Here is a 12,998-nt window from a genome sequence, read left to right as displayed (position 1 = left end):
TCACAAGAATGAAAAAAGCCGCACATGAAGCGGCGGCTTTAAAAGATGTTTTTATTCATTTGTTTAATGGCTGCTTTTTCAAGCCTAGAGACTTGTGCTTGAGAAATCCCGATCTCTTCGGCAACTTCCATTTGCGTTTTGCCCTGGAAGAAGCGTTTGCGAAGAATCATTTTTTCCCTGTCGTTCAACCTACGCATGCCCTCTTTTAAGGCCAATTCTTCCACCCATTGTGTGTCTTTGTTCCGTTCATCACTAATTTGATCCATCACATAAATCGGATCTCCTCCGTCATTATAGATCGGTTCAAACAAAGATACAGGATCTTGAATCGCATCTAGGGCAAAGACAATTTCCTCATGAGGCACTTCCAGCACTTTGGCAATGTCTTCTGCTGTTGGCTCCTTGCTTGTCTCACTAATCAGCCTCTCACGGACCTGAAGTGCCTTATAGGCAATATCTCTTAGCGAGCGAGACACCCGAATCGGGTTGTTATCACGCAAGTATCGACGGATTTCTCCTATGATCATAGGAACCGCATAAGTTGAAAATCTGACATTGTGGCTTAAATCAAAATTATCAATTGATTTCATTAATCCGATACAGCCTACTTGGAAGAGATCGTCGACATATTCGCCTCTGTTGTTAAAACGCTGAATCACACTTAAAACCAACCGTAAATTGCCATTGACTAGCTTTTCTCTTGCTGTATCGTCACCCTCATCTTGCAGCTGTCTGAACAATTTTCTCATCTCGTCGTTTTTCAGAACAGGCAACTTGGAGGTGTCGACTCCGCAGATTTCCACTTTATTTCTGGACACTTTTTTCCCTCCCTACAGGAGCTGTTGTACAAAGTTCAGTATCTCCTTGGGATGGAAAAATATGCACGAGCGATGACGAGAATTATGAGAAAAAAGGTTGTTTCCTTTGACAGTGCAGGAACAGAGCTTTTTTAAAAAATTTTTTAGACCATTTTATTAAATTCTTTTTGTAATCGTTTAATAATTCTTTTTTCAAGCCTCGAAATATAAGACTGTGAAATCCCAAGCATGTCAGCGACATCTTTTTGGGTTTTTTCCTCACCGCCAACTAAGCCAAATCTTAGTTCCATGATCTGCTTTTCGCGGTCATTTAATTGCTCGAGCGCTTTTTTCAGCAATTTTTTATCTACATTTGCTTCGATATCCCGCGTGATAATATCATCATCTGTTCCAAGTACGTCTGATAAAAGCAGTTCATTTCCGTCCCAATCAATGTTGAGCGGCTCATCAAACGAAACTTCTGACCGGATTTTATTATTTCGACGCAAGTACATCAAAATCTCATTTTCAATACATCTCGAAGCATATGTTGCAAGCTTGATCTTTTTTTCTGGGTTAAATGTATTGACTGCTTTGATCAGACCAATGGTTCCGATACTGATTAAATCCTCAATATTAATACCTGTGTTTTCAAATTTTCTTGCGATGTAAACGACTAAACGCAAATTTCTTTCGATTAGAATCGCTCTTGCGGTTTGATCACCCTTTGGTAATTTGACAAGCAGCTCTTGCTCTTCATCCTTTGATAATGGAGGCGGCAGCGCTTCACTTCCACCAATATAATAAATTTCATCACTCTTTAGACCTAGCTTCATGAGGAGTTTATACCAGTAGTAAGTGAGTTTAAATTTTAATTTTTTCATCTTCTTCTCCCTTCTAAATGTCAAGTTGACCTCGTAAGATAAAAGACATCACCAAAAAACTACGACACCCCCTGGATGATTTTCCCGTCTAACATATCTGGATGAATGATGGATTGAAATTCCTGATCTGCCGATAAACCGCTCAGACTCAACCCTACAAAACACTTAGCTGGCTGAATCATGTGCGTCTTTGAATAAATGAAGACTGTATCTGGTTTTAGGCATAGTAGAAAGCCGTGATCATGACCGACCGCTCGATATGGAACAAGTCTTAATCGATCAAGAAGAGGAAATTGATCATCGATCTTTTGCATGACTTCAACAGGATGAGACTGTTTCATGAGCTCTATAAATGGCTCTCCGCAAATGGCCGTTAGCTGGTCGGCCTGGACGATCATGACAGGTGTTTTTGTCATAGGATCATACAGCTGGTTACCAGAATCGACGAGTCCCTTTAAACGGATGGTCTCTCCATGAATGTGTATTTCCACAAGCACTTGTTCATCAACCTGTCTTTTTTTCGTACCCACCTCGCCTAATCTTTTCTTTGAAAACAGCCAAATCGCAGGAAACCCAGTTAAAACAAAAAGCCAACTAATCGGATCACCAAAGCCATCATTTTGTGAAATCAGCAGGCCATCTTGAATCACTGTATTGGTTTGCAAAAATGAATGAACCCCGATCATACCTCCTCCCATCAAAAATGTTACAAAGTAAAAAGCAAACAGATTTTGAAAAAAGGAACGAAATCTTTGAAAACCAAAGGTTGCAAGAACGATGAAAACAGAAAAAAGTAGTTTGCCTAAAGGGTGTGACACAACCATTGCAAATGGTGTAAAGAGCAAGAGAACAATGCTCGATCCAATGAGAGCTCCTAACATATATCGCCTTTTTTTTACTTGTCGTTTGAGAATAAATGCAGTGAGTAAGAGAAGCAATAGATCAAAACAAAAGTTTAACAGCCAAATCACATCTAAATAAATGACCACCTTCTGCTCCTTTCATCTAAAACAAAGAATCAAAAGCAGTACTTGCACTTGTTTGTACCAGTATAAAACAGTCATGAGATGGAAGTCTGTCAATTCTTGTTGGGGATGATAGAGAACTTTTGGTGGATTGTTATTGTTTTTGTCGAGGAATGAGAGAGAGTATTCTTCTGGACAAGCCTTCAAACAATTGTTGAAAGAAAAAAGACACGCTCCTAGAAGTCGTGTCTTTTGTTTAAGTTACTTTTCATTGATGTTTAATGCGCCTGAAGCTTTTTGCCTTGTGACATTTCCATAATCATCTCGCACAATTACTTCAATGACCGCACCTTTTGCTTTGGCGGTAGAAGTAGCAGTCCAGTAACCTTCATACGTACCGTTCGATACTTCGCGAAGCGGCAGCTCTGTGGTATTTTGAAGCTTTGATCTCGCATTTGTCAGCGGCATGTGAATGACAAATGTTGCGTCTAGCTTTTCTCTGCTGTGAAATGAAATTTTAACAGACTCCCCTGATGCCAGATGGACATTCTCTGCTGGAGTCAGCTTAGAAATCTCAGGTGCCTCGTATTGGACATCGATATTGATTTTTTTAGTTGTTTTGTTTCCTGCTGCATCTTTCGCTGTGACTTTGATCGTATTTTTCCCGTTCTCAAGCAGTATTCTTGCGGAATATTTTCCACCTTTTATGGTTGCCTTTTTTCCATTTACAGTGACTTGATCAATATGATCATCTGTGACCTTTCCTTCTACAGTGAGCGATTCTTTATTCGTCTTTTCTCCTTTTTTCGGTGTATCGATGGTGAGCACCGGAGCTGTTTGATCAATGATCACCTTTACTGGTTTGGATCGTTTTGTTGCACCTTTATCCGTAACAGTTGCAGCCGTGAATACATGCTCTCCACTTGAAACTGTAAGCTTTTCTTTGAAGGCCCCTGACTGATCTGCTTTCACTTTGGCAATCTCTTCGTCGTTTTGATAGATCGCTACATCAAGCCCAGAAGAGGCTTTTCCTTCGATCTCCAGTTCATCTTTGTTCGTAATAACTCCTGTCTTTGGAGATGTAATCTCTGGCACATCTGCTTCATAGTCAACAAGCGCACGAATCATATAATTTCCCTCTTCTTTTGGAGAAGGAGAAAATGCACCGCTTGTCAGCTGCCAGCTTCTTTCAGCATTTGGTCCATCTTCATCTGTTGCAAGCCCTGGAGATTCCGTATTTTTTTTCGTTTGAATATAGACAAGATAGAAATCTCCATCCACCGTAATGGCTTGATCTTCTAAATCTACTTTTGTCCATTCCCCATTACGCAGCGCTTTCGCTTTTAGAGGTCCTGCCATTTTCTTCCCTGGAGCTCCGTTCTTCCCAGAAGCGTCATACACTTCAACTGCAAATTCATTCCCTCCAGGAGCTGGCCACTCTGATGACCAGAAACGGAAAAGCCCTCCTGTGAGTTGCGCTTGTTTCTTCCCCTTTTCTAATGAAAATTTCACAGCCCAGCCATTGCCAGGATCATAGAAGGCTCTCGCATTTTCAGCTGTTCCATCATCATAGCCAATTTCCCCAGCAAAGCCGATGAATGGCTCTAGCTGAATGGCTTTTTCCACCGGCTTTTCTGTCACATCTGCTGTAAAAGAATATCCTTTAAACCCTTTGGCAAATACTTTGACGGTATAGACACCACTCAATGCCTTTAGAGAAAATTCGCCAGATTCATTTGTTTTCACCGGCTTAATTTTCGCATCTTCTACAAGATAAACCGTGGCATCCTTTATTTTTTCACCCGTTGTTTCGTTGGCAATTGTGCCAGATATCGTTCGTTTCTTTAGTGGCTGTAAGGCGAAATTCGCCTCTGCCGTTTCATTTGAAGAAATATGGACGGTTTGTGTGCGTGATTCAAATCCGTAAGCTTCCGCTTTTACTGTGAATTCTCCTGCACTGTGAGGAAGCTGATATCTCCCTGTCGCTTCATCTGTGTACGTTGACTTGCCGCTTTCAAGAACACTAATTTCCGCTTTCATAGGAAGAGCTTTGATGGACGAAGCAGCTAGATTTTTTTCCTTTTTCATTTCTTTTATGTTCGCAGGCTTCTTAAGTGGGTGTACAGCCTTATCTTTTTGAGGCAAGACTTGATCTTTTATTTTCATATCATCTAAATGAACATCTTCGTTTGTCACCTGTCCTTCAATCATGCCAATTCCATCTGTTAATGCCGTAATCGCCTCTCTTGCATCAACTAAACCTGCCCCATAGCCATTGTTTGGGGATTCCGGGAATTGCTGATCAGTTAACGGCTTCGCTGTATTAATCAGAATTTGTTCAATTTCTTCAACAGAAAGATCTGACTGTACTTGGCGAAGAAGAGCCACAACAGCTGAAACATGCGGACCAGCCATCGACGTCCCATTCCAGCCACCCTCATACCCTTTCCCAGGAATGGATGAACGAATGTTTACCCCTGGGGCCGCAATGTCTGGTTTCATGACACCATATGGAGACGGACCTTGCAGCGAGAAAGACCCCAATTTGTTATCTTGATCCGTAGCACCCGTTGCAAAGACCTCTTGATAGTTCGCAGGATTCGCAATGGATCCTTCACCACCAGGGTTGAATAAATCGGTATTGCCAGCTGAAAACTCTGGGAAGATGTCCGCCGCTCTCCAAGCATTGACGACATCTTTATACCAATCATCAAGGCCAGGCCCACCGCCCCAAGAATTATTGACGACATCTGGTGCCTGTTCTGGATGTGGGTTGCCGGCCTCATCTTTTGGTGCTAAAATCCACTCACCTGCGTCAAGCAGATCAGCATCTGTACCACCATCTTCTGAGAAAGCTTTCACCGCAATCCATTTTGCGCCCGGAGCGACTCCGATTTGATTCTTTCCATCTGGCTCAGAGCCAACCATCGTTCCCGTTACATGTGTACCATGCTCTAAATCATCATATGGCGCTTCAGATCCTGTCGTAGCATCGTACCAATTGAATTCATGAGTTGGTTTATTCGGATGTGCTGGATCAAATCCGCGGTATTTTTCCTTTAAAGCAGGATGATCCCATTCCACTCCTGTATCAATACTTGCCACAACTGTACCAGTACCGTCATAACCTAAAGCCCACGCTTCTGGAGCATGAACTTGAGAAATGTTCCACTCGACTCCATCTACTGCTTTCATTTGTTTTTTCTGCTTCGTCTGCAAATCAACCGGCCGGTGAATTTGACGGGTTTCATTTGGCAGCACTTGATCTACTTCTGGGAAGGCAGCCACCTTTTCCATGACTTCTTTCGTTCCCGTCACCGCTAAACCATTCACAATATAGTACGAATGAATCTCCTTCACTTGCTTTTTCTTTTGTTCCTTTTGTAAATACGTAAGGAGCGCTTCCTGCGTCTCCTCAGACGTTGCTCTTAATTCGGATACGACAGCTGATCTTTTTGTGTATTGCGTTTTAGCCGCTGTTAATTTCTGTTTTTCGGCTTTGGACACCGCTTCCTTCGCCACTTTTTGCGTATTTGTTTGCTCTTTCATTTTGATTAAAAAAGTCACCTGATCATCCTGCTCAAACTGCTTCATTAATCTAGATGAGATCTTTGCTTTTGTTGTCTTAGAGGAGACAGCTTCCTCCTGATATGAGGTAGAAGTCGATGTTGCTTGAACCGTCCCAAAGCTTGTCATCGTTAAAGTACCAATCACCAAAAGACTCATCAAACGATAGCCGGCGGTCTTGCGAAACTTCAATTTCAATCAAATCCCTCCTCCTCAAGTGGCCAAACAGAGTATAGGTCTCACTCCTTTCCTTCTGTTGTCCATGACAAGATTCATGGTGTTCTATTTAATGTAGTCAAATAAAGTTCATCATTTTGTCGTTTTTTGTAAGAGGGAGTAAAAATGATTCTTTTTTCTTAAATACCATAAGTCAAATTACATATGGAAATTGAAGTGACTTTCACTCATTTAAGACTTTTTGATTAGATTCTCTTATACGTTGAGACATGAAAAAACCCCTTCCATTGGAAGGGGTTAAGCTATACTCGATTAGCGTTTATTGCGGTTGCGTAAGAACGTTGGAATGTCCAGCGTATCATCACTTGATTGTGTATTTTGTCTTGACTGAGATGATGGCTGTTGATGTTCCTCACGTTTTACTTCACGTTTTTGAGGAATGGATTGATTTTGCTTTAATCCTTGTCCTAATGGGTTTCTTTGTGATTTTGTCACTTCTGGTTCTTGCTCAATGAATCCAGTAGCGATCACAGTCACCACAATTTCATCCTTCAAGTTATCATTGATGACAGACCCGAAAATCATGTTTACATCTTCGTCAGATGCAGAAGCCACAATATCCGCCGCTTCTTGCACTTCATAAAGACTTAGGTTCGTACCACCCGTAATGTTCATGATGACACCTTGAGCACCATCGATTGCTGTTTCTAGAAGTGGCGAGGAAATGGCTTTCTTCGCGGCTTCCGCAGCACGATTTTCGCCTGTTGCAACGCCAATACCCATTAGAGCCGAACCTTTATTGGACATGATGGTTTTCACGTCAGCAAAGTCAAGGTTAATCAGACCTGGTGTTGCAATTAAATCGGAAATCCCTTGAACACCTTGTCTAAGCACGTTATCTGCCGCGCGGAATGCTTCCAGCATTGGCGTGTTTTTATCAACAATTTCAAGCAAGCGATCGTTTGGAATCACAATTAATGTGTCAACTGCTTCTTTCATAGAAGCAATTCCTTCTACTGCTTGAAGCTGACGCTTTCTTCCTTCAAATGTGAAAGGACGAGTCACAACTCCAACTGTCAATGCACCAGAATCTTTTGCGATTTTTGCAATGACAGGTGCAGCACCCGTACCAGTTCCACCGCCCATACCAGCTGTAACGAAGACCATGTCTGCGCCTTTTAATACTTCTTCAATCTGCTCTTTGCTTTCCTCAGCAGCTTTTTTACCGACTTCAGGATTCGCACCTGCTCCAAGCCCTCTTGTCAGCTTAGCACCGATTTGCATTTTAGTTTCTGCTTTTGATAGATTTAACGCTTGTGCATCAGTATTGACTGCAATAAAATCGACACCTTGTACGTCATTTTCAATCATTCGGTTGACAGCGTTATTCCCGCCGCCACCTACTCCGATTACTTTAATTGATGCTAGGCCGTCTATATTTGTTTCAAACTCCAACATGCTGAATCCTCCTAATCCGTCGAAAATCTAATTCTATTCCCAGAACATATTAAATAGTTTTTTCATTTTGCCCGGTTTTTTATTTGTCTCTTGTTGTGCTTTTTGTTTTACTTTCGGTCTTGGCTGCGCTTCTTTCACTTGTGGTGCAGAAGAAACCGGCTCCATGGATGCGCCTACTTCATGAAACGCCTCATCTGGCATTTGGAATCCAACCTGTCTGCCCTGAATCTTTGCATTGCGATAAGCAAAGTGGATCAGACCCACTCCTGTCATATATTGAGGCTCTCTCACCCCGATATAATTCGGACTTGCAATCCTAACATTGTTTTGCAAGACCGTTTGTGCAAGAGAAAGGATACCTGGAATAGCTGCTTGTCCACCTGTTAGAACGAATCCACCAGGCAAATCATGCACATCCATATTTCTTAATTCCTCCGCCACAAAGAGCAAGATTTCTTCCAGCCGCGCTTCAATAATGTTGGCTGCATCAAGCTGTGTATACGTTTGTTTTTGATCGGTACCGATTACAGAAACTTCAAATGTCTCCTCCGTCGATGCCTCATCATAAAACGCATGCCCAAATTGTTTTTTGATTCGTTCAGCTTCTTCAGTGGAAGTTCTAAGTCCTATAGACAAATCTTTTGTTATGTTCTCTCCGCCCAAAGGGATACTGTGAGTAGAATAGAGATGCCCGTTTTCAAATACGGAAATCGTTGTAGATCCGCCGCCAATATCGACAAGAGCTACCCCAAGATTTTTTTCATCTTTCGATAATGCTGCCGAGCCCGATGCGAGTGGCTGCAAGCATATATCCATTATTTCAATTCCAGCTCTTTCTACACATCGGAGCCAGTTATGTAGAATCGTTTTAGAACCTGTAATTAACGATCCTTCCACCTCTAGCCGAACACCAAGCATTTTTTTCGGATCTGTGATTTCATCTCTTCCGTCGACGATAAATTGTCTCGGAATCACGTCTACGACGAGATGTTCTTGAGGAATAGATACTACTTGTGCAGCATCTAAGACACGTCTCACATCTTCAGCATGTATTTCTTTGTTTTCACTAGATACTGCGACTACGCCGCTCGTATTCTGAATATGAATATGGTTTCCGTTAATTCCGACAATCGCCTTTTGTAAAGGAAAACCTACCATTCTCTCAGCCTGTTCAAATGCTTGTCTAATAGAATGAACTGTCTCATCTATATCAACAATCGATCCTTTTTTTAACCCCTCTGAAGGGACATTTCCAACACCTATAATGTTAAGCGAATCATCCGCCATTTCTCCGACGATGACTTTTATATTGGATGTACCGATGTCAAGGCTGACGTAAATTTCATTGTTGTTCATTCTATGGCACCTCCTCACATATCAATACTTTCTATTCTATTATTTGCTGAACAACAATACAATGAATGTGTTTTTACAAGTGTGTAACAAAACTTAAAAAATCAACATTTTTTATTAGGATTACTAAAAATATTCGTTACATCATATGTATATCCTTTTTTATGACTCACTTTTTTTCTTTTTTTCTCTAGAAATTGTCCATTTTGTTAGGAGAATTCTTCTAATCACTGCTATATTTTGAAACAATCTAACGCCGAATGCAAACATTCCGACTAAGTACAAGTCTACACCAAGATGGACGCCCAGAAAAGCTAAACTTATTGCCAGTATAATATTAAAGAAGAAGCCTGATACAAACACTAGTTCATCGTATGCCCCTTGCAGATGTGCCCGGATTCCACCAATCAATGTATCAAGTGCAGCAAGTACAGCAAGGGAAAGATAATTAGAATACTCATTCGGTATCGTAAAATTAGTTAAGAAACCGATCGCAACTCCTATGATTAAGCCAAGTACAGGAAGCCACATTAAGATTTTTCCTCCTTTACATCGTCAAGAGGCTTCAATTCGTTTACTTGAATTGCACCGTCATATGCTTTTAAGTGGATTTTTTTCTTCGGCTGGCTCATACTCAAGCTGAAGTTTTCCTGAGCAAACAAATCTCCAATATCTGATACATTTAAACGGCTGTATAATTTGTCGGCCTGCTCACTAATCATTTTAATGGTGACTTCATCACTATCTAAGCTGTAACCATCCATTTTTGTCGTGCCATTAATATCTCGAATCACACTTGTATTAATGACACGGCGATCATTGATGGAAATATGTTTTGCCCCAAACATATTGGCTTCATTAAATAACTTTTTCAGAAGATCAGGTGGGATATTTTTCACTTCTTCTCCGGTAAGGTCCTTGGAAAAAAGCTGAGATATTTCAATTTCAATCCCCTCCCCTTCCACTTCTGTAAAACCAGCCTTTTCTTTTAAATCCTTTAACGTTTTTGTTAATTGTGCTTCTTTTGATCGATCTCCTTGATGACCATATTTTTTTAGCATCTCGTCGTACTTATCAATTTCTTTGAGCAAATCCAATTCCTTACTTTTAGATGCAGATAAATCCTCTCTCAGTTCCCACACATCACGAGTATCACGAACTTTGGGCTTTTGTAAGGAATTAAATTGGATGGAAACCATGATGCCAAATATGATCATTAAAGCTGTTAAACTAAGTAAAGGCTTCTTTTTCCTCAACACCACTCACCTTTTCACTTTTAATCTTTGTTTCTTAAAAGAGGGTTCATACGAATATCCGTTTTCTCGATCGTCATTGAAATGTGATCACTTGTCAGCTGATCGACCACTCCCCCTGCAATATTTAAAGCAGGTATTAACACAGCAGGATCACCAATAGCAGATATGACAAATGGTGCTGGATGCTGAACACCATCTACTGTGACAACTGGACCGTTACAATGTATGTATGATTGGTGTGTGATTCTTTGCCCATTAATAGATACAGCAGAAGCCCCTGATATAAATAGTTCGTTTATCACATGAAAAATGTGGCTCTCATGCACAATGTAATTATTAACATTTTGTCCACTCGGGATATAAGATGCATCTTCAAGAGACACTTTTACCCCTTTTCCTTTTACACCGATCTCTCCTGTAAACATTCTATATTTCTCAACATCTTCCAGCACATTAAAATACTGCTCTTTTTCATTTTTCAAATTGGACTCTGTTGCTTGTACCTTTGATTGAAGACTATATAATTCTTTTTCGAGTTTCTGATTCGCCTTTTCTTGCGTTGTGAGCTGACTTTTCAGAGAGTATTCTTTTTTCCATTGCTCTGTTCGAATGACGTCTGCCTGATGATGCTTTGTATATTGGTATGAAAAAGAAATCAGAAAACCAAGAACAAGCATGACAATCGAGAATATAACTGTTTTGCCTCTCAACGCTCATCTTCCTTTTTCTTAGATTTAAACGCTTCGAAATACGTAGCGACTTCCATATGGATTGTGCCTTTTTCAGATGATGAAAGTTCTTTTACAATGGCTGGATAGGTTTTCATTTTATCACCGAACGTTTTAATTGATGCAATCACAGTGTTTCCGTCATTCATATAAAATTTAACTAGCCAATTGTTTGAATTTGTTGGCACATAATATACTTCTGAGATGAGTTCCTGAATAGAGGCTGGCAGTTGATTTAAAGATTTAACAGTTTGCTTCAGCTTCTCCTTATTGTCCCAATCGACAAAAATAGGTCCTGCATGACTCGGTGTCACTTCTTCTGGTAAAGCGGTCCCATTTTCAAGAAGCTCATAATATAGATTTCCCTTTTGAAGATACGCAATATTTGCATATTCTTTGACAGCAATACTCACTTTATTTGGGAAATGCTTTTTGATACTGACACTTTTAATCAGTTTATTTTGTTTAATATGATCTGCTGTTAAATCTTTATTTAAATTCCAAAACTCTGTTTCGCCTTCTTTAATTTGTGAAAGTTTAACAAGCTGCTTTGTTGAGACATGCTCGTTACCTGTGATGGTTAAAGAAGAAATTTTGCTGATAGGTGTCTGCAAATAAATAATAATTAAAACCATGATAAAAAACAGTAGTATAAAAGAGATCAGTCTCCGATTCGCTTTTTGCTTCCTTTGTTCTTTAATTTTAGGAATTCGCTCTTCTATATTGACGATCTTTTCATTTTCATGATCAGGCCGCATATATACTCTTCACCTCATTCAAAGCTGCTTGTCCACACCTTTGGGTCATCATTTTGATGAGAAAACAAACGGCATTCTTTCATGCCGTTTGTTTTCCTCTGATGTCATCATTCATAAAAACTACCTGTTAATTTTCTTCACCGATAATTTCTACTTCTGTATGCATCTCTACGTTGTAGTCTTCTTTAATTTTCTTTTGGATGAACTGAATTAAGTCCAACACGTCTTGAGCAGTGGCTCCACCAGCGTTGACAATAAAGTTGCCGTGCAAATCAGAAATTCTAGCTCCGCCGATTTGGTATCCTTTTAAATTCGCTTTTTCTACAAGCTGTCCTGCATATTCAGGCAGCGGATTTCGAAAAATACTGCCAGCACATGGCCGATTATAAGGCTGGGTTTCTTTACGATAATCTTTATTTTGCTGCATCTTCTTTGTGATTTTCTCGCGGTCATCCTGCTTGAGCTTAAACACAGCTTCTAGAACAATGCCAGGTCGTTCCTTTTGTAGGACTGACGTTCGATAGCTAAAATTCATTTGTTCATTTGTGAGCCACTCGATGCTTCCATCTTCAAATAAGATTCTGGCTTTCACAAGAATCTTACTGATATCAGATCCATGTGCACCTGCGTTCATATAAACAGCGCCGCCAATAGATCCCGGAATACCAGCTGCGAATTCCAGTCCTGAAAGACCCTGTTTACTAAGTGATGTCGCGAGTCTTACGACAGAGTAGCCGCCGCCGACTGCAATTTCTTCATCATTTACAGTTAGGTGAGCCAGTCCAGCACCTAGCTTTAGGACAACTCCTCGAATTCCTTTATCAAGGATAAGTAAATTCGATCCTCTTCCAATGACCGTCCAATTTGTATGGTGTTTTTTCACATGATCCATGATCGTTTTCACTGCATCGATATCTTTTGGGATGATCAAAAGATCTGCTGGTCCGCCTATTTTCATTGTTGTATGATTCGAAAGCGGCTCATTTTCAAGTACTTTACCAACTTGCGCTTCTAATAATTCATTCTTCAAGTTCTCCATATTACCCTCCGCCTTA

Annotated in this window: 11 protein-coding genes; all 11 read right to left on the bottom strand. The window is 40.4% G+C overall.

Annotation, left to right across the window (positions count from 1 at the left end; translation table 11 throughout):
* Window positions 1–38: 38 nt before the first annotated feature.
* Window positions 39–818 (bottom strand): RNA polymerase sporulation sigma factor SigG, encoded by a 780-nt coding sequence (sigG, locus tag MHI33_RS08840; RefSeq protein ID WP_003211879.1) that lies wholly within the window; start codon window positions 816–818, stop codon window positions 39–41.
* Window positions 819–961: 143 nt separating this feature from the next.
* Window positions 962–1,681, bottom strand: a complete 720-nt coding sequence (gene sigE, locus MHI33_RS08835) for an RNA polymerase sporulation sigma factor SigE (RefSeq protein ID WP_007499746.1) — start codon at window positions 1,679–1,681, stop codon at window positions 962–964.
* 59 nt (window positions 1,682–1,740) lie between these two features.
* Window positions 1,741–2,670 carry a sigma-E processing peptidase SpoIIGA gene (gene spoIIGA / locus MHI33_RS08830; RefSeq protein ID WP_003211533.1) on the bottom strand — a complete coding sequence of 310 codons (930 nt, stop codon included), beginning with the start codon at window positions 2,668–2,670 and terminating at the stop codon, window positions 1,741–1,743.
* Window positions 2,671–2,907: 237 nt separating this feature from the next.
* The gene (locus MHI33_RS08825) at window positions 2,908–6,411 is read right to left on the bottom strand and encodes a S8 family serine peptidase (protein WP_340910693.1); all 3,504 of its coding nucleotides are present in this window, start codon (window positions 6,409–6,411) and stop codon (window positions 2,908–2,910) included.
* A 291-nt stretch (window positions 6,412–6,702) separates the two neighbouring features.
* Complete coding sequence (gene ftsZ / locus MHI33_RS08820; protein ID WP_106065245.1) at window positions 6,703–7,848, bottom strand: cell division protein FtsZ; 1,146 nt, start codon at window positions 7,846–7,848, stop codon at window positions 6,703–6,705.
* Between the two features lie 33 nt (window positions 7,849–7,881).
* A complete protein-coding gene (gene ftsA / locus MHI33_RS08815; RefSeq protein WP_044141988.1) occupies window positions 7,882–9,204 on the bottom strand; it encodes a cell division protein FtsA in 1,323 nt (440 codons plus the stop codon).
* Window positions 9,205–9,363: 159 nt separating this feature from the next.
* Complete coding sequence (locus tag MHI33_RS08810) at window positions 9,364–9,732, bottom strand: small basic family protein (protein ID WP_003210988.1); 369 nt, start codon at window positions 9,730–9,732, stop codon at window positions 9,364–9,366.
* Complete coding sequence (locus MHI33_RS08805; RefSeq protein ID WP_340910688.1) at window positions 9,732–10,457, bottom strand: DUF881 domain-containing protein; 726 nt, start codon at window positions 10,455–10,457, stop codon at window positions 9,732–9,734. Before MHI33_RS08805 ends, MHI33_RS08810 begins: the two co-directional genes overlap by 1 nt.
* A gap of 20 nt (window positions 10,458–10,477) precedes the next feature.
* Window positions 10,478–11,167 (bottom strand): DUF881 domain-containing protein, encoded by a 690-nt coding sequence (locus tag MHI33_RS08800; protein WP_044141990.1) that lies wholly within the window; start codon window positions 11,165–11,167, stop codon window positions 10,478–10,480.
* Window positions 11,164–11,943, bottom strand: a complete 780-nt coding sequence (locus tag MHI33_RS08795; protein ID WP_044141991.1) for a cell division protein FtsQ/DivIB — start codon at window positions 11,941–11,943, stop codon at window positions 11,164–11,166. The genes MHI33_RS08800 and MHI33_RS08795 overlap by 4 nt, the downstream gene beginning before the upstream one ends.
* 127 nt (window positions 11,944–12,070) lie before the next feature.
* Window positions 12,071–12,982: a UDP-N-acetylmuramate dehydrogenase gene (murB, locus tag MHI33_RS08790; RefSeq protein ID WP_044141992.1), complete on the bottom strand. Its 912-nt coding sequence runs from the start codon at window positions 12,980–12,982 to the stop codon at window positions 12,071–12,073.
* Window positions 12,983–12,998: the final 16 nt, after the last annotated feature.

The organism is Bacillus sp. FSL K6-2971 (assembly GCF_038006405.1).
Classification (GTDB): domain Bacteria; phylum Bacillota; class Bacilli; order Bacillales; family Bacillaceae; genus Bacillus; species Bacillus pumilus.
This window is presented reverse-complemented; position numbering and strand designations above follow the sequence as displayed.